Below are 23,766 nucleotides of genomic sequence, written 5' to 3' on the forward strand. Positions count from 1 at the left end.
TGAATACTAGGTAACATAGTGATTAGAGTGTGTCCATCAAGAAAAGGCGTTTACGGTATATGTCAAAGTGGTGTGGTGGAACCCACTCTGGCTGATTTCGTTTATATTGGTAGAGCCAAATCGATTGAGTCTAGGCGTGCCGATTATGAACGAATATCTTTGGGTGCATCAGCTAATAAAATATCTAGTCAATTGCACCAATGGCTGATCATGAACAAAGACTTTCAGTTTTTCATTATCTCAGAGAAAGAATCCGAGGAAATGCTTTTAATCAAGTTGTCACTCGAAATGGGTGCAATGCTTTTTAACAGATAGGATACATCAAAATGGATTTTACTCAGACTGTAGAGCCTTTGGAATTGGGCGATGGAGAAAGATTCTTATTGGTTTATGTAGATCAGGATAGAGGTGAAATAATTTCTATTTCGCTTGAAGTCGTTTTAAAAAATGAGCATGGATAGGGAAGTAAGCGCTTAGACGTAGCGATTGATCATTACAATAAACCCAAGCGCACTGCAATGTGTTATTTCATTGAGTGCAGCGACTCAAATATGGTCGCATTTGAAGAATTTAAAAAGAAAATATCACGATAGGAAACATTGTAATTTATTGCAAAAAAATATGTAGGAGCAGTAAATGGCACTTCTAGCAGAAACACTTGTTGATGAGTGGTTAAATCGTAATGGTTACTTCACCATGAGGGGTCTTAAACTTGGAGTTCAAGAGATAGACCTGCTCGGCGTAAAAAGTGTTTCATATAAAGCTAGCGCTAGACATGTCGAAGTGCAAGTTAGCTTGCGACCTGTAGCCTATATAACACCATTACAAAAACAGCACATACCAAGTTTTGCTAAAGCCAAGAACAGCGCAAAAAAGCGCCCAAAAACGATTATAGAAGAAAGTGTTGCAGCTTGGGTTGAAAAAAAATTTACTTCACTCAATAAAAACAAAGTTAGAGATGCCAAGTGGCCAGACTGCGAATGGGAGTTCATGTTTGTCCATGGCGTTGTCATAGAAGAGTACGAATTGGAAGTGATGCGTTCATTAGGCATTAATACAGTACCGCTTTGGCATGTGTTACGTGATTTGAAACACGCGCCTGGTGTAATTACGGGTGGAGCCGGCACTGATCTCGCCGAATTGATTGAATACTTTAATGAACGTGTGGCCGAATAAATCAATTATCAAACAGGTCATTTAGTGATTTATAGTTAACGTAAATTCGCATTTACGTTAACTATAAATCTAATAAGTAACAATAGAATTGTGGATGTTAGTTATAATTCTGTTCACTAATTCGAGGCACGGGTAATTCTATTCTGTTACCTTCAATATCGACAATTACACCTCTGAAAGAAGTGGAACTGAAAGCCTGCTTTAATTCGTTTTTGTGATTCTTAAGATTCTCAGCTGCAGGGCCACAGATTTCTCCCCACTTTACACTCGAGCAATACGCTTGAGCACTTGTTTGCAAATCAACATCTGACAGTTCCAAGACAGAATTAGAAATCAAGCTTTTTAATTTTTCTTGGTCAAGCGCCTTTAAAACGGTACCGCTATCGCGCACAAATTCAAACCTATTGATATAGTTTATATTGTAGATAGAAAACTCTGGCCAATAATTTGCCTTTTTATGTATTTGCTCTTGTATGTTAGCGTATGAACCAGACGCTTGAGCTTTCCATTTGTTGAATTGCCCAAAGTTAATGTTTAAGTGTTTTAACATTGTTGTGTCAATATCAATCGCACGGATAAAACAGTCTTCTTCGAAATTATCGAAACATAAACGAGTTTTATTCGACAGGTCATTTAATCGCTTTTCTATGGAGGTTCTTTCTGCTTGTAGAGCAGTTTTTGATGCTGGCTTTATGGAAAAGCCTGCCAGACCGTCAGCGGCTAAAACGTCCTCTATTTGAATGTAGCGCGCGACTAACTTTTCAGCGTTTGTCTTAGCGATATCTAAATTGCTGAATAGAGAAGCTATATATTTAAAAGTAGGATCTTTTTCAATATCAAAATGTCGGGATATCTTATCAACATTGAATGATTTTATTTGTGAGGTTTCCCAGCTGATAGCTTTGATGGCTTCCTTCAATGATTGCCTAACAGACAAAATATCTGCGGGCTCTAGCCCAATAAGGCTTTTTAACGATGGCGTATTATCAATTGTACCTGATTGAAAGATGTAGGTTGAAACGGTTGCAGTTGAGTCAACTTGTTTCACCGAAGATGTGAGGTTAACTGCCGCGTTAGCTTTGCCTTTTGAGCTACTTACGGCCAAGGACACTGCTGACGAAATTTCTTCGACATATTTACTATTTGACGCAGTGAAGACATATGCGACGCTAATGTTTGTCTCTTTGACAACGCTCGTAATAAGGCCTCTGCCACATGGTCGATAGAACAATTGACTATCCTTTTCCTCATTGGCCTCACTTAAGTATGCTTTCCCTTCGTCGGTTAATTTTACTCTTTTTACTCGTTGAGAGTTGTATGATCTTACGCCCGATACAATATAAACAATACTTTTGTTGTCGTTAAATATTTCTCTCTGCTCTTTGTAGTCCGCAGCAGCGCTGACCTTAGCCAAACCAAAATTGGTAGAGCCTGAAGCGGAAAGACTAAGTCCTGTCTTTTTAGAGAACTCTGAAAAACTACTGACAAACCCTTCAGAGTAACTTTCTTGAGCGATAGGGGGTTTTTCTTTATAAGTAACGTCAAAGCATTCTCCAAGAGATCCAACATCAAATGGAGCAAAAGGATCGAATGATTCACCTAGATCTGCAGTCATACCCGGCTGAAAAACAATGTTTTCGGATTGCGCACCAAAGCTTGCAAAGAGTATAAGTAGCATTACTGTGATATTTTTTTTCATTATTTTTCCTTGTATTATTTTCCAATTGCTTTCAGCGCGTCGGCTTTAGCCTCTTCAGGTGGCTCTTCGTATTCGACTGTCGTGGCAGGCGTAATGTGTCCAAGAATACCTTGTGCAACCTTTAATGACTTGCCTTGTGTATGAATAATATGGGTGGCCACACCGCGTCGACCACTATGAGATTTAGCTTTTTCAATGCCTGCCCAACCGCGCAACATCAGCGCCATGTGCTCCTGGAGTGAGTTAGGATGATAAAAGCGTTTGCGTTGGGATAAAAACAAGGGATCGCTGGGTTTCACATAGGGATCTTTATCTAAGCGGTGCTGCACGTAACGGGTTAGTACGTCGCGCAAAGTGTCGTTGGCCAAGGGCAGTTCGCGGGAGCGCGTTTTGCGTTTTTTGTTGACCGCCGGGTAGAACATCGATGGGTCAATGTCAGCACCAGCTTTGGCTAACGCGGCTATCTTTACAACTGTACTGTCGAAGTCTTCCACCTTAAAGGATATGCGCTTACGCTCATACTGGGCACTGGATTTGCGCAGCGCATTGGCGCCTTTGGTGATATCGGCCGGTACCGTTAACACCTGGTATAAGGTAAACGTTCTATCAGCGTGACCAACAAGGGTATCGAGCTTCACCAAATCTTTCATTTTAAGCAACGCAATTTCTTGGGCGCGCAGTCCCAAATGACGGCTAATGCGCATAATAGCGGCGTTTTTTTCAGGGTGGCGCCGCTGTTCGACAGCATCAAACACCGTCGTCCACTCATCATCGGTGAGCACATGCGCTTTTCCGTTATTGGCCAAGGGTGGTTTACCTGTTAATTTTCAATGGCCACAGCAACCCAATCAAACATTGAGTCGTGTTTCTCCAATTTGTAAGTCACACCTAACCTAGCTGCATTGCCATCTTTTCCACCGTGAGCTTGTATACCACAGTAATTGAATTTAAAACCAGTTTTGGATTTGGATTTGACTTTTACTTGGGGCGCAACGTAAGGTGCCACTCCTCCACCAACCGCTTTTGCATGCTTGGTCCCAAAAAACAAATTGGGCGTGGTCGCAAATGCTGTACCGAATTTAACTTCAAACTCTCGGTTGCATTTGGCATCCCGTGGCAATACAAACTTACCGGTTTGTAGCGTCGTTTTCTCCAGTAATGCTATGGCGGTGTTTGCTGCGGTCAATTCCGCATCCATCTTTTTTTGCATCGTTTGCAATAAACCGGCAATCTCAGACGCTCTGTCTGCATTAAATTGAAAATCGGCAGGCATGATCACGTTGTAGGGTTGAATATTGTTTAACACGGTGATCTCTGCTTCGGTAAACGTATCGCCATTGTCGTCTGTAGCAGTTGGGGAGCGTTCACACACAAAATTAAAAGTTTTGTCGACGGATATTTTGGAATCTTCATTAAGCGGGACTGATTTGCCCGCCTCAGCGTCGGGCAGCTGACCTTTGCAAGTAGCTGAATCTTTGGGCGTGATACTTATACCTGTTATTTCTATAGGTGAATTACCAGCAACGAGTGTGAAGGTCGCTTTTCTGAGGGTTTGCATGGCGTGGGATATAAAGGCGTTGTTATTATTAAACGCATAACACGCCTTGATCGCCTCATAGGCATTATCGGCTAGGCGTTCGTAGCTGGTATTCGTATACGTGTACTCTTCAGCATCCACCGCATAGTTACTACAAAAGCGCTGCATTTTTTGGGAATTACTGCCGGAGGTGCCCGTAAACGTTGCAGGTATTTCCTTGATCACGGCTTCGACTTGAGCGCTACTGGTGCTGGCCTTGATGCTGCCATTGGCTTCGCAATAATTGCTAAACACAAACTGGCGAAAATCGCTGGTGCGCACATTCAGTTGCACATCTTTCATCGCTCGGGTTAATTCGACGCATTCGTTGGCCACAGCGGTGCCGGCTAAGGTCATCAGTGTGATGGTGGAAAATGAGAATATTCTTAAGAGTGTGCGCATGTGTCATCCTTAATTTATCATTATAAGTGACCAGTCTGCTTACTACCGAACCACGAGCAACTTGGCATTGTGCATTATTTGTACTATGCTTTTTAGACTGAAAAAGGGCAGTGTGGATGTAATACTGTCCAACACCGCACACATTTCAGTGCCTTTGAAAACAATAACATACCCCCTGAAATCTGTATAGTTCCGTAAAAATCATATTTTAACGGATTTCCATGCAAATTGATGCTCTAACATTTTCCTTTCTCTTTCACCGCAAATTTCTCTCTGTGAAAAGACAAATATTTTTGATTCATTTTAGTCAATTTATATTGCTTGGATGTGTCAATATTCCAGGTAATTAAAGTACTTTTTGGGAGGCGTTTTGAAACAACAACAAAGCCATTTCTATCGAAAGTTATTAAGTGCTTGTCGAATAGTTTATCTACGTGAGGGGCCAACAACAAGCCGTTGTGACCATCCATTTTTTCGTCATCACTTGAATCTTCCCAGGCTTTGATATGGCTCGCAATTAAAATGCTAGGCCATTGTTCAGCAATTTTTGTTACTACGCACTCACCTTTACACAACCTCATAACTTCATCTCTAAAATAGTCTTGACCAATTCGTGATTGTGTAGTGCTTATTGAACCGGTTTTAGAAGGCTTCTTTCGCTGCCTAGGTTTGACAGATTTACTCTTGTCTCTAGATTGTGTACTCAAATGAAACAAGCCCGTATCTGCAGGGTCCTTTTCGAACCAAATAGAATCGTTAATAGAAAGATTGGTTAGATTTATTTGGTCGGCGATTTCCGCGAGTCTTAGATTGTACCGTCCACTCTGCTTTCTTTTTAGAGGGAGCGCTATTTGTTCTTCATTGAGTAGTATGCGTATTTCATTAGATTCACCTTCGTCCAAAGGCTTCTCTAAAAAGAATTCGATCATGTCTTTTGGAATACCAGTTTCCAGATCGGATAAGATAGTTTTGTCGCAAAGCTTTCGACAAGTTGCTGATGATTTTATTTCCCAAGAATACCCCGCTGAATATGGAAATTTTGAATCGATTCTGGATTCGGCAAACACGATTGAATCTTGATTGTTCGATTCGTGGATATGACTCAATAAGAATTTAGCTGCCTCTGTAGAAATTCGGTTCGAATACGTTTCTGTAAACACACCCTTTTCTGAGATTAATCTCGGCTCACTTGTTTCATTGTACTGGTCATGGAATAGGTCAATAAAGTCTTTGAAATAGATAGGAGTTGCTAAATTTTTTAAGGTTATATCGACTCGATAACCATCTTTTTTCCATGCATCAAAAGCTCGGCCTGGAGGTCTTGGTGCCATGTAAGCATCCTTTGCCGCAAACCCAAGTTGGCCGATTAATCCGTCCTTAATTAAAAAAGCCAAGTCGCCTTCTTCCATGGTTGCCAATTGAGGCCAACCGGCATTATTAATTACTTTTCCATTGCCATTAACGTATTTAACAGGTGCCCATAGAAACTTCAGTCTTTGCACCTCGTCATATGTTTTGCCTATTTTAATACTGTAGAACTTCATTGATCATTTCCTTCAAAACAAAGCTGTTTGAACAGCATTATTGTTGTTCGCCAATTAGTGGTTGAGTATATTCGACAGGTAGTTTCTTACTCTTGATTCCTGCTTGTAAATAGAGCTCCTTGGCAACGTCAACCTGGTCGTAGTATGACTGCGTTTTTAATCTTACTAACGGGTGAAGACCCTTAAGGGCACAATTGACATACTTGTCACGCGCTATTCTCTTCGGTTGATTATGACTAGGGTCGTCTAATTCGATCACAGCTAATATTTTTGTGTTTGTATCGGTGATCACGTAATCCATTCGCTTAGACCAGGCTTTACTTTTGTGCTTAAATTGCGTTGGCTCAACCAGTGCAATGAGGGACGTTTGACAATGTATCGAGTAATTGCTCCCAAGTACTTCTCTCAATGCAAAATACAATTTTCTTTCACTTTGCGTTGTTAAAAACTCCTTTTTAAAGTGCTGTATTTCGGACTCTTCAACTGTTTTGCTCTCGCGGGTGGAGAATTTCAATACGAGCGCCAACGCGACAAGCGCCACTATTACAATAAAGTCCATTACAAATCCTTTTGGTTTGACTATCGATTAGATAAGAGTAAGTTAATTCCCGGTTAGCCTAACGGTTTTTGGATGGAAACTCCAATAGCAATAAAATCGATTATTTTGGCTTAAGTCTTTGAGCAACTTGACGTATTAGCGCGTAGTGTTGAAATGATACCCGAAGGTTTCTTCATTCCAGCAGAATATTGAGAGGATAAAATGTACACCTTGTTATTCACGCTAACTATTTTTATTGCTCTAGCGCTTTCCTGGTATCTGATTTTTCAAGTGCTCCCGTATAAGGCAATGAAGCTAAGATCTAAGCCAAAAATATCGCGGAAGACCACCAAAAGCTGAAAAATGCTCAAGTCTTCGACGGATATAGGCTTCGTTGAAACTAAAGTTAATGTTGAAACAACATTGTCGGTGGTTACGTAGTTAGTTTGCGGAATATTTTTCGAACCACGTTTACAAAGATTGGGTTAAATGGTTTTACGTAGCCAAGAAAACTTCTTTCGTTTTTTTCATGAAAGATTGAAGTTTTTAACGTACCAATATACAGTAGTCCAAAATTTTTAAGTCATTGATTCCAAAAGGTTTGTAATTTCCGGAATTGTCTGGTTTTCCGGGGTGAATATTGCGTAAAATATTCATTAACTGGTTGAATATAAAGAAAAAAATAAAAATTCCTTAACTGTCATGGGGTGTCAGGGGTCGGAGGTTCAAATCCTCTCACACCGACCAATTATCTTCCTGATATCCTTAGAAATTTCCATTTCCTTATTCTCAAAACCCCAATTTTCTACCTTTTTGTGAAACTTGCGGAGTGTGCGATGCTACAAAAGCATCGAGTTTTGCAGACTCATTCTCAGCATTGCCTTGCTTTATCTACTTTGAATAACGGTTCAGTGTCACCTCTCAAGTGTTGGTCTCCTTTTTAAACAACGTGTGCGGATCACGTTGCTTAACTCTCAAGGATATCAGGCGTGTTTCTATATACTTTCGACTCAGATGTCTGGAGTGTTGGTATAGATTGTCGACTGTTTTGATTATTTTTAACGTCTTGTTAAGCATGATGTATTCATTGCTTAACTCATCGCCTGGCTAGCGCAGAGTTGACTCTTTTCACTTTTTGAGTTCAAAAAAGGATTAGAGCCTGATCCGTTGTTACTGCTACCTCCAAAACACTGGCTCAATTCAAGGGTGTTAGTTATTGCTTTAAACTCCTGCTACGATGACGCAAACCTCACTAAATCTAAAGCAATTTGTTTAATATCAGATTGCGCGATAAGCTTCTCAGCAAGTCCTCTTAAATTGTTCATATTTTCGGGAGTAGCATCATCCATTTCAGAGGATGCATCGCTGCCAATATTGATTTGAATCCTTTTGTACTGTTTCGGCAATTGCACTGTTTCATATATTTGCTTTAGTTGAAAATCTGTCGCTTCTGCCACGCCATCCATCATGATATCGATAACCGGCTTAGCCCATCTTAGCTGCCCCCAGTCTTTGGCTTCTTTGTAAGGTAAACCTTGTTCAGAGTGTCCCGTACCTATTGAGATCATATACATGTCTTTTGCGCCGATCTTATACTGCTCTCTGGCAAAAGCGTAGGCTAACATAGAGGGGTTGTTGGCAAATACGCCACCATCAACCAGAGGATAGGGGACGTTGGTTTTGGATTTGATTCTGGCTGGCTCAAAATAAGTTGGCGCGGCAGCTGTGGCTCGAGCGACATCACATGCTCTAAAATCATTTGCTGGTTTTTCCGCATTGATATTATCGAATAAATGCATTCTGCGTCTGCGAATATCGTATGACGTTATTAAACAGTGGGCATGTGACAAGGTCCCACTTGATAGATATTCAGTGCCTAAGCAGTCTTCCAGCGCTTCTTCTAGGTCAGCCGCGTCGTATTTTTCGTCTATTACGCCAGCCAATGAGGTGAGTTTTTTAGAAAAACTGATATCAAAAATGTCTTCGCCTCTGTCAAAATAGAAGCTGGCTAATTCCCTAGCCTGATATCTGGGTTTACCCTTTTTAGAACCATCATTTAACGCTAAGCCCAAGGCGATGATCCCCCCTGTACTCGTTCCAGCAAACAAATCCACATAATGACTAATATAGGTAGTGTGATCACCCGTTTTCTGGGCTATTTCTCGCTCTATTTCTGCCAGAACCAATGCGGGAATAATTCCTCTAATACCTCCCCCATCAATTGACACAATTACTTTTGGTTTTTGGACACTCATTACCCTTCCTCTTTTGTCGATTAACCTTAATTACAAGAGTCATTCATATTGCGCTTCTAGTGGTTGGTTCAAAGCGCCATAAAGTGTGTGAAATGCTATCGACCAATTCGTGGATTTCGTCGAAAGACGACATGTAAATGGGTTTGGTACACAAGCGCCAAGGGCTTTTCTCTAATCCAAAATGCCTTGTGCACTGAAATAGCATTGCATTATTAATTTGTGACAGCACTTGCCAAAACCTCTCATTAGAAGACAAAAAAGTATCTGCAAGTGGTGCTAATGATATTTTGTGGTTTGTGCATTTTAGATCCTGTTTGCGCCAACTGACCGAATTCATTTTCGTTACCTTGTGGAACGGTTTACAGAGTAAATACTTTAATTAGACATTGATTGGTAACAATTGTAATGCGATAACTCCCTGAAGCTCCATGGAAGTGAAGTAGGCTATCTTTAACATCAACTGGTAAATTTAGATGGCTGCTTTCCATCTCACGTTGGATTAATTATCGTCTTTCCAATTAGTTGGCCATGGGTCGGCTGATTGTATGAACAGGCTTCTCAAGTTCTATGTTACATGGCGCTTTTGTTTGGATGAAAGTGGTTATTTAGGTTTTGTGCACTTCCAAAACGCTGAATGCAAGCAACTGCCCCGGTTATTGCTTGCTGGTTTGAAAGCGGATTACTTCAACAAAAACCTTGAAGTACTGATGGACAACGTGGATTTAAGGCGGTTTATTTTGTGATTAGGAAAAGGCGCCTATGGTTACTTTTTTTGTTTATCTCTGATTGTTCCTGTCAAAACACAGTTTCGCTGGATTTATTGGCTACGTTGAGAGAAAAACCGGCCCAGTAACGCGGATGAGAGTAACGTCCCGATTGAAAAAAACGCGACTTGGCGCTGGCGAGTGCTTTGCTACTGTTTCCGTCAAATTCCCTCAAGCCTTGATAAAAATAGCGCATAAACAGCGAAGTAGGGTGGTCCTCCACTTTCCAAAGCGTCGCTAATACCGAACCTGCACCATTGAGCAGGAAATTTCGCGACAATCCATTCATACCAATGCCACTGAAATACTGACCTTGCAGTGTCTCGCAACCACTTAGCACAATAAGCTTTGAGGCAAACGAATTTTGAGACAACTGGGACAGGGTTAAATAGTCGGTTCCGCGTTGTTCATCCGCTGTTGCGAAAGCCACTAAATCCGGGATTTGCGGGTCATACAGACCATGAGTGGCGATATGCAGAATATTTGACTGACGAAAAGGGAGTGATAGCAATTGTGTGGACGTTGCGTTTTTGCCAACGGCGAGATTTACCGCTTTTTCCGCAAATAGGCTACGAATAGCTTCAGCTTCTCTGGCAGTAAATGGCAAAGGGGCTAACGCACTGCGCCATTGTCTGGTTAATTCCTGCTCGGTTAAATTCTCGGCCGATTCAGTTAAATTGAAGGTCGGGTTGGCAAATATGGCGATATCCAATGCGCCGTCCGAGCGACGGAATTCCTTGTCTTCAAAATAGGCACTTGCCGACATGGTTTGCACCAAGGAAACATCAAGCGCCAGGGGATTGTAGAAATTGCTGTTATCAGATGTGTTGAAGGCGCCCAGTGGAATGCGATTCAACTCACCGGAAGAAGCAATAATCAACTTTGTGTATCCTCGTTGATCGATCGTCGATATGGGCAACAACTTGGCTAAAGAGGTTTCTCTTAAAATTTTTAAAAGTGAGTTGTTTTCATAGGCTTGTATAAGTTGATTGGATAGCTGTTCCCAGTCATTCGCTTTTGCACTTGGATAGGCGCGGCTGCCGTCAGTATCAGTCAATATGGCAAACCCGTAATCCGGGCCTGAAATAAAGTGGATAAATGCTTCGCTCTCTGACAGGTTTGATTGGATTTGTTCAAATGACAGGGTCTTCAAATCAAGCTCAGAGGCAGAGCTTTCCTCTACCAATAAAAAGGCAGCAAATTTATCTGAGGCGATATCTGCAGTTGTTCTGTATTTAGCTCTTTGATTTTCATCCGAAGTAGAAATGGCCAGCTTTTCGCTATTGAGTTTTTCTTGCCATACGGTTGCCATCTCATCGAAGTCCGTTTGATTGAATCTGGATTGTTTGCGTGTACTTTTTTCGATGAGAAAATTGGCGGAGTGGTATTGTTCAAACGCTTCAATGAGTTTGACTGACCGCGTGGTTTTGTCTATTGCGGGAGATTCAGCCAAGAATGTTGAGTAAGTAGCAAATAAGTCGTGGGTTGCTGCTATGTAAGGCGCTGAGTTGCTGAGAACTTGTTTAATGAGATTGGTATCGGCAAAAGCCTGTTCATAAAGCATCTGCACCTGTTCTGCGCACATTTCCCCAGAGACACGCTTGATAACTAAGTTCACATATCTCAATTTGCGCGTCGGGTATTCGGTGTTCAACTTTTTTGTCAAAATTTCATCACAAGAGCGCAGCTTTTGGCTTAATCGACGGCTGTCAGTGAATACAGATTCGTCGCATTTGGCACCTGAAAAGCAATCATTGAGTATATCCTGAATAGCGATGGCAGAAGTTGGTTCCAGAACATTTAGCGCTTCAAGTTCCACCAACAGGCAATCAATGATCTGCCCTTTGACAAGGGTACGTATTTCGGATGCTTTGCAAATGGGCTCTATTCTCTGCAATGCACCTTGGAAGTCACCCAGGGATAGATGATCCCTTGCCGTATGCAGTTTGTTCACGACAAAATGGTAGCTGGTTTCAGGGAGTGCAACTGCAGCGGTTAAATGCGCGTTTAGCGCTGCTTCGTGTTGCCCCGAATAGCTTAGAAGGGTACCGCGGTAAGATTGGGAAATTGCCAAGTTCTCTTTGTCACCAAGAGATTCATCTATTGCAATTGTGTTATCTATGTAACGCAGAGATTTTTGATAGTCTCCAATTTTTCCATATAAGGTGCCAATGTTGTAGTAGGCTGACGCTTTTTCGAAAATAAATTCCATGTCAGTGCGGTCAGAAGATTCGATCAACTGAATCGCTTTTTGATAGGATTGCAGCGCATTCTGCAACTCGCCCAAACTCTCCTGAGAGAGTCCAATATATTGATGTAGGCTCGCCTGTTGAGTGGCAGACAACTGATCTACCAAGCTCACCTGGGCCGCCAACAAGGTGTAAACAGCCTGCTCATCCATGTCTTTCGCCATGTAATAAAGCCAATACGCCTGCAATAAATCATAATGTGCTTTAGGGTTGAAGTCTCCTACAAGCTCTACAGCTAGTTGGTCCAGAAAACATTTGCCAATATCGATATTTTGATTGGCCGGAAGCTCAGCGCTGGTATGGCAGAACGTATCTGGGATGGTAAGCCTTTTTTGCTGTCTGCCTAACTGACTCTCCATTAACGACACTGCAATTCTCCCTTTAACCTGTTGTTGCAATGTTGTTTTGAGTTCAGGTGATTCAACCTGTTGCAATAAACTTAGCGTGGCCACATCCATATCAATGGATGATTGAAATTGGTTGAGAAAAAACAAGTTTCTTGCAAGTGTTTGTCTTGTGCCTAATTGCAGCCTGCTCGGAGAATGTTTCACGCTGTCCAGCAGGTTAATCAAAACTTGATTGGCACTCTCATACTGTCCTTGATTATTTAACAACGAAGCCTGCCAGAAGGTTATTTCGTCTGACTTTTCTGACCCCTCAGGCAAATTAAACCTGATAGTTTCCAGTGCTTGTTCTTCAATGTTGTTCGTTTGCAGGTTTTGTATAGCCAATTGATGCAATTGATCGGCAAGCGAGATGTCTTCCGCGGCCGTGAGTTTTTGCAGCGAAGTATTATCAAGACTCTCCAAGTCGACGACTTGCTTGATTACCAATTGAATGTCGAGTTGTGCAGGTACGCTTTCTGGGTTTATAAAAACGTATTCGCTAGGATAATAGGTAATAGGATTATCTGAATGAGAAATAAGCTGACCATCGAGTTTTACTTTGACCTCAAAGTCATAGGGAATATTTGAAACTATAAACCCTTGCTCACCGGTTTCTGTTATCTCAATGGTGGGGAGATCCAGAATGGTTTTTTCTACGCCATAAACACAACTAGAGGGCATAAAAAAGCATGCCCACAAAAATGTGAGCAATGCTTTTTGTCGAATTGCTTCAGCAGTTTTCATTCAGTATTTTGATTCCCATAGCCTCTCCAGGCCGCGACTGTGTCGACCGAAAACGGTTGGCCGCCAACCGTGGTTTCCCATCTGAGTGTATCTTCAAATACTTTTTCAATGGGGACATCTGGGCTGTCTTCATTCATCTCATAGGGATTATCAGGATCACCTGGATCAACTTTTAACTTTTTTGATTCTACCTTCCAGTTTGTAATCCGCCATGGTTCTTCATTGTCGTTGCCATGGGGAATGACAGCATTCATATTGGCGTCTTCTAGGAAGTAGTCACCGTCCTTGGAAATCAATTCCAGTCTTAATCCCCGCATGATTTTGGCCATGGTATGGGTCCAGACGCCACTTGCTTTTTGAAAAACAAAGTCGCCGGTAACCGACAATTCGGATCGCATTCGGAACAAGCCGTTTGATCTTGGCAAGTAAATATCTAGATCTCGCATGCGTTCTTTTTGCGCTGCAGTGAATTCGGACTCGTCCACCGGGCGCGCACTGATTATTGCTCTGTCATCATCGACGGGTTTTGCAATCCAGTGTTCAATTGTATCTTTAGTCGGCTCAGTCATACTATTCTCCTTAACTTTGAATAAAGTTGATTAAGTTGATCATGTTGATTTTGCGCTCTTTGATAAATTTTATTTCTTCCAATTTGGGACCCAATTTTTTAATCGCGTCCGCAAACTGAAATTTGTTATGGGTGTAAACGCTGAATGTGGCTTGTTGCATAGCTTCGACCAATACCTCAGCGTTAAGGGCGCTTCCTAATGGCCCGAGTTTTTCTCCCCCCTCTCGTTGCTTGGCTTCCAAAAGAATGTAAAGCCATAGTGGAAGGTTTTGCGGAGTAACACCTTCTACGTCCTCAAACGCTGCATCTGACAAATCGTTCAGGCGGGTAATACCTAAAAACCCTTCCACAACCTTTTCGCCATACTCTTCCGTAAGAAAATCTATAAATTCCTCTCCGTCCGGCAACCCTATTTCATATGCCGCGTTAATATTCAGACTGACGATATCCCGTTTTGCATAAATTAGGTCGAGATTGGCCATCTGTTTAGTGATTGCTGTGTCAATGCTCGCTGCCTTGTTGGGATTTTCTTCGGCAGGACCATCTTGGTCTTCTTTGGTGCTGAAAAATTTTTCCCATAGAAATTCAAATTTTTTAGAGAGTTTTTTGTTGGGGCGCATCAGCCTTCCCAACTGGTGAACATTATTGTCAAAATCAAAGTGGTATTGTTTGAGCACCATGCTATGCCCGAAGCGAAAACTGGCATGTGAGAAAAAACTCGGGATGATACTCTGTCGTATTTTGGATATTTTAGGGTGATTTACCAGTCCTTCCAGACAGCGGACATTGTTTTCAAAGTATTGTTTATAGACATTTTGATTGAGTATCTTGGGCAAGAAATCTTCAATGACGATTAGTTGAAATAACAAGGTGGTGTATTGTCTGGCCTGTAACCCATTTGCCGCAAACTCTTCGTCTCGTAGCAGTCGGTTGTGCAGGTCCTGAAATAAGCGGTGAAACTGGCAAATAATGACGTTTTCATCATTACGAATTTCTGGGATAACGGCTTTCTGGAGTCCTTTTCGAGGCCGATAAACATCGCGTTTGGCTAACTTTTTGAAAGTGCCATCAGGTTTGAACAATAAGTGTGAATCCAGAGGAAATTGCAATTCGTACAAGGCACCTGACCCATACAGGCTTTCCAAATCGAGTCGGCCACTTACTTTGCGAGACATTGAACCTAGCTTTGTACTGGGCACAATATCGTGTGAGATCATTTGTCCTAGATAAGTGTATCCGGCATCAATACTTGAGGGCGGATTAGGACTATGAAACATCTCATAAGCAATGCTTTTTAATTGTGTATCGGTTAGCACAGTTAACTCCTTTTACCTGGCTCAGCTGCTTGTCAGGTCAAGTGTGTTGTCATGGTAGATTAAGCTGAATATCGAAATTCAGCACATACTGTTCATCTCCCTGGGGCACCACTTTCACCGAATACCTGTCGTTGTTCAGCAAAGACGTGCGTAACGCAATACTCAGTAAGCCATCGTCTGACAGCTTCAGCGTATCCTTGAAAATCAATTCGTTTGTTTTTGCATCAAACAGCTGCATGTCGTGTAATTCAGATAGCGACATCGGCGTGACGGCAAGCACCAACACATCAGCCTGTTTTTCCAGTGCAATTTTATGCAGCATTTGCTGCTCTTGAGAGCGCAGATTCTGTACGTAATAAATTTGCGACTCACTAACACTATCAACGGGCGTGAGGCCTTTATCAAACAGACCTCCTGTCACCATTACCATCACTACAGCGGCACTTGCGAAGACACCTCCAAACGCACCTTTTAACCAATCTGGTAGCAAGCTGCCCGCGTTTTCGTCTTTTTTCACCTGGCTAGCCTGTTGACCGTACTGGTGAAATGCCTGGTCTATTTGCACCTCTTCGAGTAGCTCAGGGTGTTCCATCAGGTACACCTCAAACTCCGCCATTTCTTCCGCTGTTAATTTACCGTGCACATAACGGTGCACTACATCAAATTCCTGAATATACTCCCGATCCATTGGTTTCATGTTAACCTCGTCAATTGCTGGCACTGCAGTTCCTCCAGCGTCGAACTCGGTCTGTCCTTGACTGCGTTTTCCTTTAAGTGAAACGCGCGTGCAAAATCTCTCATATGATCATGAATTATTTTTTCACTACCTATAGATAAGCCGATAATGAGACCAATGCTGAGCAAATGATTGAGGGAAACTTTTTGTAAATCGATACCCAGTTTCACTTGCATCACCTGCTTGAGACGGTTGCGGGCTCTGTATAACACTCTGTCGAAGTGTTCGGTACTGATATCAAATTCGGCGCAAATGACCAGTTTTTCCTGCCCGTAGACAAAGTAGCGGTAGAGCATGTCACTGTCGCGCGGTGTGGGTAACTCGTCCATCACCTGTTTGACAATAACAGCCAACTGTTGGCTGTTGAGGGAAGTGGCAATTTCGGCTTGTTGATCGGCAATTGTAGTGGCAATGCTTTCCTCGCAATCGGTTTTGCGACGTTGTTCTTTGCGATAACTGGAAATTAGCAGATTGATACCAACCTGGCGAATAAAAGATGACAAGGCTGCAGGGTTTTCTATTTCGCCATTACGGGCTTTATTGATGACTACGACAAAAGCATCTTGAGCAATGTCAGCTGCCAAATCCGGGTCTTTTGCGCGATGATTGATAATGAAATAGAGGCTGCGCCAATAGCGCTCAACCAATGAATGCTCAGCTTTCTTATCTCCTGCTCTGATGCGTTCAACCAAACTATCGAGTGAGTCTGACAATATCCTTGCCCCTTCTGGGATTGTAAGCCTTTGATCTGATTTATTTTTGCTCAATCTGTTACAAAGTTACCTCAAGCAACGACGGGATGCAATGTTGACGCAAAATAGATACAGCACTCTGGGATAAACGCCAGGAATTCAGATTGGAACGGATCGGGAAAGGCATACGATATTCAAATATTTCATAGTTTGCGGGTAAAAAGTTCAAAAAGGATGGGAGAAGTTATTCATTGCTTGCACTGATCAATAAAACCTATTAGTGGAGCTTTCCAAATGCACTTAAAAACCAAACTCTTATGTATTGCCACATTATTTACTTCATTTCTCTGTGAGAGTGCAGAACATGATTACAAGTTAAATGTAGATGAAAAAAGTTCTCATTCAATGGCTTGCGCCACAGAGGTAGTTAATGACATCAATGACAAAGACTTGTCCAATGAAATAATCAAAACATTGGCAAAGGCTCCATTGGATTTAAAGCTCCTTTCTACAAAGGTGGCAAATGACCTGCCCATTGACCAATATTCAAATAGAAGTGCGTTTGAGAAAAAATGGATATCACTTCGATTAGACAAAATGGCTTTATGTTTTAAAGAGAAGGCGGAGCAGTCAAAACTCACTGCGGCTGACCTGGTACTTGAAAAAAAAGTGAATGAGCTACGCACTACAATTGATGACCAGAAGAGCCTTTTGGCAACAAATCATTCTAGTAAGATTTGGGCGAATCAATTTGTTATCGGCAACCTTTGGCAATCTTCCTATGATGACGAAGGTAAGAGAGACAGCTTAAGTGAATCAGGAGCAGCAGCCCAATTCAGTTTCAATGGAAGATGGTTTCTGGATCAAAAAGCCATAGATAAAAAAGAAAAAAATGGTCTTATTCAGGCAGAAATTGGCATCACTTTGTTTGAGGCTCCATCCTTTGATGGCAATGAACCAGAAAATGAAATGCCGGAAATGCCGGAAATGCCGGAAATGCCGGAAATGCCGGAAATGCCGGAAATGCCGGAAATGCCGGACATACCAGATATGCCTTCTGGTAATGAAACAGATGGAGATGCAAAAAAAGTTTTGTTCAATGATGTCTCAGATAGTATCGATGCATATTTTAAGGTGTCTTACTCACCCAATTGGGATTGGATAAAATCAGATGACAACAAGTCTATTGGCTCTTTTTTTGCTGTTGGTGGAATACAATCACGAGACAAACTCACAGCCGAAAATGATTCGGTACTTCACCGATATGGCGTTGGCATCGAGTACATATTTTACCCGCAAAATATTAAAGTTAGTGGCAACGCGGTTCCTTCTGCCAGGTTAAGTGTTTCGAGAGTTAAATATGAACAATACGGATCATTAGATGATCAGTACCGCTGGATACTGGTTGGAGAATGGAAGCCTGTTTCTAGCAGTGATCTGATTTTGGGTTTTAGAGCCAACCTTGGCGACCAAGAGGATGACTTAGGTATCTTTATTGGAATTAGAAAAAGCACAGATGATTTGTTGGCGTTTTTTGGAGCAAGCAAGTAGTTTTTGTGCCGATTTGATTTCTGAAACATATTTTTTGCATATGACCCATAAAAAAAGGAGAGCTTACATTGGATAATTCAGTAAATGAACAAATTGAGCACAAGTATCGCTCAGCGTTTAATTATATGACATTAAGGGCATTCATAGGAGCAATAGCATTTTGTTTGCCAATACTTGTCACCTGTGCAGCAAACTTGGAGCCTGATATTAGCCTCGGATCCATAAGTGAGTACTATCATACAGATGCAAGAAATTTGTTTGTTGGTAGCCTTTGTATTGTTGGCACATTTTTATTTGCCTACAACGGATGGCGCGAAGACGGAAGCACTCCGATTGCTCAATCAGCCTTGTCAAAGCTAGCTGGTGTTGGTGCATTTGGTGTTGCTTTTCTTCCTACGAATTCTGATGAAGTGAAATGGCTAATATGTGACAAGTGCATTGAGTCTGTTGAAGCACTCACCGCAACTTTACACTATGTTAGCGCCGCCATTTTATTTATAATTCTGTGTGTGTTTAGCCTTTATTTCTTTCCGCGGAATATGAGCGGTGCGAGCGGTGGTGCAAAGAACCGCAAGCTTGTTTATCTGCTCTGTGGCGGGACAATGAGCTTTTGCATGTTGGCGATAACGTTATACAAATTTGATATCATCACCTATAGCCGAACAGTTTATTATGCTGAAGCATTTGCATTGTGGGCTTTTGGTGTTGCTTGGTTTGTTTCAGGTAAGTTTATTTACGGATTTCGTGATGATTAACAATAGCGCCAAATTGATGCTTGGACGATCTGTTGTACACCCATTTTTGCCTTTAACTTTGGTTTTTGCGCATTAAGACTTTCCAAATTTATAATTCTATTCAGAAATAAAATAATCAAACAAAGATTTAGAATGCTTTACTAGATAGCTTTTGTTTTCTGGCAAATTAAACAGTGAACTTACTGGAAGGCCAATTGCGCTTAAAGAATGTGACAAATAAATTGAAAAAAATATTCGAAGATGCCATATACGCACTCTAGTGATTTTCACCTTTTTAATCGTTTTTGTTTCCACGAAAAGCTGCTTATTTTTAAGTTCTGTCGCTTCTTTGCGATCATTGCTTTTGGTTAACCGATAAGACGTTAACGTCTTAAAAAGAGCGCAGAACAGCCTTTCGTTAGCAGAACATCTAGAAGAAACCGATGAATATTACAATACGCGCAGCATATCTAAGACACAAAGGCTAAAGCGCGCGTTCAAGATGGAAGTTTCGCAAAGCAAGGCATGTGAGAATTTCGAGGTAAAAATTCATCGCCGGCATAACCGAGGCGGTTGTTGTCAATAAGACCTTAGCACATTTAGACATACGCCTCTTATTATTCCTAAGTGACGAGCAATTCTTGAACAATATGCTCGCTATCACAAAAGCCGTGGTGTTGTTTTAGTCAAAAATCTAATAAATTCAATATATAACAAACTTAATAATCATTTCAGTTTTAAAATTAGATCTAACAACGAATGAATTCTCTTTGTATCAGTTTGATCGCTACGGGGCGTCACCAATTTCTAAGATGTTTCTGGTCAAAATAAATCTTTGAGTAAAACGCTTTTGGATTAACACGTCCGCTCCTGTTTGGTTGCACTTCTAATTTTTTCTTTTTTTCCTTTACTACAATTCGAATTCTCAGTTTTTACGAGCTTATCAATCTACTAAAATTGGAAACTTACTTTCTCCTGTGCTTTGTCCTGCAAAAATTCGATAAAGGTTCTGACTTCAGTTGGTACGCCACTGCGAGATGGCATGATGATGGAAAGGGCTGCTGAGCGGCTATGCCATTGGGGCAGCACTCTGACTAATTGGCCATCTGTGACTTCCTTTTTGCACACATATCCTGGTAGTGAAACAATTCCATGACCGTTTACACAGGCCGTTTTTAGTGCGCTCATATCGTCGGAACTAAAGACAGGTGAGTAACGGATTTCAGCTGTTTCGCCATCATGCCTGGTTAAGCCCCAGACCCGTGAGCTGTTTTTCCAGCCAAAACCAAGTGCCTTGATCCCGTGTAAGTCTTGTGGTGCAAAAATCTGATTAGTCTTTGTCAGCAATGTAGGGCTGGCAAACAAGCACCATTGTACTTGAGCAAGGTGCTTTTGAATTAACGATGAGTCAGGAAGGTTTTTGTCATGACCTCTGATAACCATGTCCAACCCCGAAGTTATTATATCAACATAATCATTGGATACATGTTGCCTGACTTCGACATCAGGATGTTGGTGCAAAAATTCACATATAAGACTCGGCAATAAGTAGTTAGAAACCCCAAAAGAGCTGCTTATCTTAACTGTTCCAGATAATCTTCCAGGTCGTTTTTTTACCATGCTCTCAGCTAACTCCAATTCGTTAATGACTCTTTTCGCATGTTGATAAAACTCTCGACCCGCTTCGGTGACGGCAAAGTGTCGTGTGGTTCTTTGGATCAAGCGCCTTTCCAGTCGTTGTTCCAGTTTTTTTACGTGCCTGCTGATTTTGGATTTAGGTGAACTAATCATCTCTGCGGCTCGGGTAAAGCCTTTGTTTTCCACTACTTTTACAAAATAGTAATAGTCATTTATATCGATCATTTCACGTACCTTGTCACGTTAATTGTCCTAATAATAGAACAGTGAGTTCATTTTTTGGCTATTTTCTTAACAAATAACAACGTCTATTGTTTGTCTATCGAAAAACTCGAGGAGCGAACCAATGAATTTAGTTAATCCTGTCGTCAATTTAGATGAACCCATTATTAGCTTCGGCCCTAAATCGGTGGGAGTACCATTTTCTATCGGTGATGGGTTTGACGCTTTATCTTTTCGGCACAGCAGTTTCAATACCGGTTTCGACCCATTAATTATGGTAGATCACTACATGATGAATGCACCAACATTTGGTGCTCATCCTCATGCTGGTTTGTCTGCCGTGTCGATTTTGTTTGAAGATAGTGTCGGAAAATTCCACAACACAGATTCAATGGGTAACGATTTTGATCTTGAGCCTGGAGATTTATATTGGCTAAAAGCGGGCTCAGGGGCCGTTCATGACGAAAGGCCGCGTCCGGGGGCGAAAATTCACGGACTGCAAATGTTTGTCAATATTCCGAATAAAGACAAAAATACTCGACCTGACTCACTTCATGTTAAATCCAGTGATATGCCAATCATTGCAGGGGATGGCTCAAGAGTCAGGCTTGTTTTGGGCAGCTATCTGAATGTGAAAAGCGCAGAGTCTCCCTCTACGCCTATTAACATTTTGGATGGCAAACTAGACGGCGCTAGTGACTTTAGGTTTCATTTGGAAGCGGGATTAAACACCTGGGTCTATGCCGTTTCAGGTATGGTGGGCTTAACTTTGGGTGAGTCCGAACTGATGTTGCAAAAGGGCGAATCAACTGTAATAGAAGGTGGGCAAGCTAAAAGTATTGTGACTTTATTCAATCAAGACTCAAAAGAAGCACATTTTGTTATTGTCTCAGGTAAACCATTAAACGAAAGCTTTGTGCAGCAAGGTCCGTTGGTCGCGTCCGACAATGAGGCGATGAATAATGTCATCGCGCGGGAAGCTGCAGGGTTGTTTGGCTCAATCTCATAAAGAAACAAGTTTTCGTAAGTTGAAAAAGGGAAAAGGCATGTTTAAGCACAAAATTGAAAACAGCATTTTCACGCTGTGCAGGAGTGTATTGATGGTGCTTGTTATGTCCGGAACGCTGTCATTTTATTGGACAGGCATAAATATAGATACACCATCTCCGAATACACTGGTTGAATTAACGCTTAGCTGGCTTCAAGCCTGGGGTGAAAGTTTCTTAATTGCTTTGCCAATTAGTCTTATTGTTGGACCCTGGATAAACCGTTACGTAAAGCGGGAATCATGAAGTAGTACGGTAGACTTTTAACGCAATTAATAAGCAATTTGACATTGTACAACTGTGGTCCCAGGTTTACGCACCTTTAGCGTCAATGCAGGTCGATAAGGAATATTGTGCGGATATCAAATTGTTCTATACGGCAAAAAACGAGTCTCAAAACCTGGGTTTCTTGCCCTTGGCAGCATATAAACGGCATTCGACAAAACTAATCTGTATTCATTCATTTTAAATGGGGCATTATCGCTTGCGTTTATTTAATCCTAAGAAATGATTTTCATGTAACACATTCGAACGATGTGCATCAAAAAGCATACGCTGAGTAAATTTTAGCCTTAAACACTTCGTTATAGTGCTTTTATCTTAACCTTAAAGAGTAAAAGCAGCATGAAACAAAACACAAACAAATATTTAATTATTGGCGCAACAGGTAAAACCGGTGCACGTGTTTATAACAAACTAAATGAGCTGGGTTTAAACGTAAAAGGGGCGAATCGACAGGGTGAAATTCACTTTGATTGGCGCGCTCCAGAAACATGGGCAGCTGCGCTAATGGGTATTGATTCGGTGTACTTAACGTATTACCCAGACCTTGCCATACCCGAAGCGCCTGAAGATATTGCGAAATTTTGTGCGCTAGCAAAGATAAAGGGTGTAAAGCACATTACGTTGCTGTCAGGGCGAGGAGAGCCCGCGGCGCAGGTTTGTGAAGAGATAGTGCAAAAGTCAGGGATAAGCTGGACTGTTGTGCGAGCAAGTTGGTTTAATCAAAATTTTAGTGAAGGAATGTTTCGAGCTTTCGTTGACGCAGGCACAATCGCATTACCAGTTGGCGCAATTACTGAGCCATTTATTGATGTTGAAGATATTTGTGATGTCGTTGTCGCGTCTTTGTTAGATACTCGGCACAGCGGAAACCTGTATGAAGTAACAGGCCCTGAGCTTCTGAGTTTTGTCCAACTTGCAGATATATTCACTGAAGAACTTCATCGCTCTGTTGACTTTGTGCAGATATCACACGCAGCCTTTGGTGCTAACTTGCAGCATAATAATGTCGATCCGAAGGCCATTGAAATGCTCACCTATTTATTTACAGAAGTTCTTGATGGCAGAAATGAGTTCATTGCCGACGGTGTAGAACGGGCATTGGGTCGACCGGCAAGGCGTTTTAAAGAATTTGTATCTGCAAATCGCCTTGCGTTTTTAGGAGGCTCCCAATGACTGGAATAACTATCCTTACTTTAATTGAAGCGCTGCTTCAACTATCGATGATCGTCATGGTCGGTCTTTACTTCGTTTTCAGTAATACTGTCATGGGTGCGTTATCGCAACGCACCGACGGCGCCTCTACCATGGTCGAAATTAACAAACAGATCCTTAATCCAACCTTTTTGGTGTGTTTTGCTGTTTCAGGTCTCGCTGGGCTGTATTTTTTTCTCTTTCACTGTGGATTTTTATCTTTGGCAGGGATTATTTTTTTCACTGGAACAACCCTGGTTACCGCACTTTTCAACGTTCCATTAAATAATCAATTGCTAGATGCTACAGGTGAAAGTTTAGGAACTGTTTGGCAAAAATATCTCGATAAATGGGTGTTTTGGAATCATGTGCGGACAGCGTCAGCAGTCTTATCAAGTTTGTTGTTATTTATCTAATAAATTAAAAATTGAAGTGATCCAAAACAGCAAAACGG

Annotated in this window: 22 protein-coding genes; 10 read left to right on the forward strand and 12 right to left on the reverse strand. The window is 41.6% G+C overall.

Annotation, left to right across the window (positions count from 1 at the left end):
* Nucleotides 1-18: 18 nt before the first annotated feature.
* The 3 genes from FM019_RS16650 to FM019_RS16655 all read left to right on the forward strand — a co-directional run bounded on the left by FM019_RS16650 (nucleotide 19) and on the right by FM019_RS16655 (nucleotide 1,176).
* The gene (locus FM019_RS16650; RefSeq protein WP_143837097.1) at nucleotides 19-315 is read left to right on the forward strand and encodes a hypothetical protein; all 297 of its coding nucleotides are present in this window, start codon (nucleotides 19-21) and stop codon (nucleotides 313-315) included.
* A gap of 11 nt (nucleotides 316-326) precedes the next feature.
* Nucleotides 327-461 carry a hypothetical protein gene (locus tag FM019_RS21040; RefSeq protein WP_260681650.1) on the forward strand — a complete coding sequence of 45 codons (135 nt, stop codon included), beginning with the start codon at nucleotides 327-329 and terminating at the stop codon, nucleotides 459-461.
* A gap of 175 nt (nucleotides 462-636) precedes the next feature.
* Nucleotides 637-1,176: a hypothetical protein gene (locus FM019_RS16655; RefSeq protein WP_143837098.1), complete on the forward strand. Its 540-nt coding sequence runs from the start codon at nucleotides 637-639 to the stop codon at nucleotides 1,174-1,176.
* Between the two features lie 97 nt (nucleotides 1,177-1,273).
* On the opposite strand, the gene FM019_RS16660 is transcribed toward FM019_RS16655, so the two are convergent.
* The 6 genes from FM019_RS16660 to FM019_RS16685 form a co-directional block, all read right to left on the reverse strand.
* On the reverse strand, nucleotides 1,274-2,875 hold the full coding sequence (locus FM019_RS16660) for a hypothetical protein (protein WP_143837099.1): 1,602 nt from the start codon (nucleotides 2,873-2,875) through the stop codon (nucleotides 1,274-1,276).
* A gap of 14 nt (nucleotides 2,876-2,889) precedes the next feature.
* Complete coding sequence (locus tag FM019_RS16665) at nucleotides 2,890-3,681, reverse strand: tyrosine-type recombinase/integrase (RefSeq protein WP_143837100.1); 792 nt, start codon at nucleotides 3,679-3,681, stop codon at nucleotides 2,890-2,892.
* 14 nt (nucleotides 3,682-3,695) lie between these two features.
* A complete protein-coding gene (locus FM019_RS16670; protein WP_143837101.1) occupies nucleotides 3,696-4,853 on the reverse strand; it encodes a hypothetical protein in 1,158 nt (385 codons plus the stop codon).
* 236 nt (nucleotides 4,854-5,089) lie between these two features.
* The gene (locus FM019_RS16675) at nucleotides 5,090-6,397 is read right to left on the reverse strand and encodes an HNH endonuclease (protein ID WP_143837102.1); all 1,308 of its coding nucleotides are present in this window, start codon (nucleotides 6,395-6,397) and stop codon (nucleotides 5,090-5,092) included.
* Nucleotides 6,398-6,434: 37 nt separating this feature from the next.
* Entirely contained in the window at nucleotides 6,435-6,956 is a 522-nt protein-coding gene (locus FM019_RS16680; protein ID WP_143837103.1) for a DUF2726 domain-containing protein, read from the reverse strand.
* Nucleotides 6,957-8,167: 1,211 nt separating this feature from the next.
* Complete coding sequence (locus tag FM019_RS16685) at nucleotides 8,168-9,190, reverse strand: patatin-like phospholipase family protein (RefSeq protein ID WP_143837104.1); 1,023 nt, start codon at nucleotides 9,188-9,190, stop codon at nucleotides 8,168-8,170.
* Between the two features lie 545 nt (nucleotides 9,191-9,735).
* On the opposite strand from FM019_RS16685, the gene FM019_RS16690 reads away from it, so the two are divergent.
* Nucleotides 9,736-9,933, forward strand: a complete 198-nt coding sequence (locus tag FM019_RS16690; protein ID WP_143837105.1) for a hypothetical protein — start codon at nucleotides 9,736-9,738, stop codon at nucleotides 9,931-9,933.
* Between the two features lie 52 nt (nucleotides 9,934-9,985).
* Here the strand turns inward: FM019_RS16690 and FM019_RS16695 are convergent, their stop codons facing one another.
* The 5 genes from FM019_RS16695 to FM019_RS16715 are packed head-to-tail and all read right to left on the reverse strand — an operon-like array spanning nucleotide 9,986 to nucleotide 16,666.
* Nucleotides 9,986-13,333 (reverse strand): CHAT domain-containing protein, encoded by a 3,348-nt coding sequence (locus tag FM019_RS16695; RefSeq protein WP_143837106.1) that lies wholly within the window; start codon nucleotides 13,331-13,333, stop codon nucleotides 9,986-9,988.
* Nucleotides 13,330-13,902, reverse strand: a complete 573-nt coding sequence (locus tag FM019_RS16700) for a hypothetical protein (RefSeq protein ID WP_143837107.1) — start codon at nucleotides 13,900-13,902, stop codon at nucleotides 13,330-13,332. The genes FM019_RS16695 and FM019_RS16700 overlap by 4 nt, the downstream gene beginning before the upstream one ends.
* Before the next feature lie 10 nt (nucleotides 13,903-13,912).
* The gene (locus tag FM019_RS16705) at nucleotides 13,913-15,217 is read right to left on the reverse strand and encodes a peroxidase family protein (RefSeq protein WP_143837108.1); all 1,305 of its coding nucleotides are present in this window, start codon (nucleotides 15,215-15,217) and stop codon (nucleotides 13,913-13,915) included.
* A gap of 49 nt (nucleotides 15,218-15,266) precedes the next feature.
* Nucleotides 15,267-15,938 carry a hypothetical protein gene (locus FM019_RS16710; protein ID WP_143837109.1) on the reverse strand — a complete coding sequence of 224 codons (672 nt, stop codon included), beginning with the start codon at nucleotides 15,936-15,938 and terminating at the stop codon, nucleotides 15,267-15,269.
* Nucleotides 15,911-16,666 (reverse strand): RNA polymerase sigma factor, encoded by a 756-nt coding sequence (locus FM019_RS16715; RefSeq protein WP_185969323.1) that lies wholly within the window; start codon nucleotides 16,664-16,666, stop codon nucleotides 15,911-15,913. Before FM019_RS16715 ends, FM019_RS16710 begins: the two co-directional genes overlap by 28 nt.
* A gap of 273 nt (nucleotides 16,667-16,939) precedes the next feature.
* On the opposite strand from FM019_RS16715, the gene FM019_RS16720 reads away from it, so the two are divergent.
* Nucleotides 16,940-18,196, forward strand: coding sequence for a hypothetical protein (locus tag FM019_RS16720; RefSeq protein WP_143837111.1), 1,257 nt, complete (start codon nucleotides 16,940-16,942; stop codon nucleotides 18,194-18,196).
* A gap of 68 nt (nucleotides 18,197-18,264) precedes the next feature.
* Nucleotides 18,265-18,951, forward strand: coding sequence for a hypothetical protein (locus FM019_RS16725; RefSeq protein WP_143837112.1), 687 nt, complete (start codon nucleotides 18,265-18,267; stop codon nucleotides 18,949-18,951).
* Between the two features lie 930 nt (nucleotides 18,952-19,881).
* Here FM019_RS16725 and FM019_RS16730 read toward each other — a convergent pair.
* Nucleotides 19,882-20,793, reverse strand: coding sequence for a LysR substrate-binding domain-containing protein (locus tag FM019_RS16730; protein WP_260681651.1), 912 nt, complete (start codon nucleotides 20,791-20,793; stop codon nucleotides 19,882-19,884).
* 121 nt (nucleotides 20,794-20,914) lie between these two features.
* On the opposite strand from FM019_RS16730, the gene FM019_RS16735 reads away from it, so the two are divergent.
* The 4 genes from FM019_RS16735 to FM019_RS16750 all read left to right on the forward strand — a co-directional run bounded on the left by FM019_RS16735 (nucleotide 20,915) and on the right by FM019_RS16750 (nucleotide 23,728).
* Complete coding sequence (locus tag FM019_RS16735) at nucleotides 20,915-21,799, forward strand: pirin family protein (RefSeq protein ID WP_143837113.1); 885 nt, start codon at nucleotides 20,915-20,917, stop codon at nucleotides 21,797-21,799.
* A gap of 37 nt (nucleotides 21,800-21,836) precedes the next feature.
* Complete coding sequence (locus FM019_RS16740) at nucleotides 21,837-22,082, forward strand: DUF2798 domain-containing protein (RefSeq protein ID WP_185969324.1); 246 nt, start codon at nucleotides 21,837-21,839, stop codon at nucleotides 22,080-22,082.
* A 378-nt stretch (nucleotides 22,083-22,460) separates the two neighbouring features.
* A complete protein-coding gene (locus tag FM019_RS16745) occupies nucleotides 22,461-23,294 on the forward strand; it encodes an NmrA family NAD(P)-binding protein (RefSeq protein ID WP_143837115.1) in 834 nt (277 codons plus the stop codon).
* Entirely contained in the window at nucleotides 23,291-23,728 is a 438-nt protein-coding gene (locus tag FM019_RS16750) for a DUF1772 domain-containing protein (RefSeq protein WP_143837116.1), read from the forward strand. The genes FM019_RS16745 and FM019_RS16750 overlap by 4 nt, the downstream gene beginning before the upstream one ends.
* The last annotated feature ends 38 nt before the right edge of the window (nucleotides 23,729-23,766 follow it).

The organism is Aliiglaciecola sp. M165, assembly GCF_007197995.1.
Taxonomy (GTDB): domain Bacteria; phylum Pseudomonadota; class Gammaproteobacteria; order Enterobacterales; family Alteromonadaceae; genus Aliiglaciecola.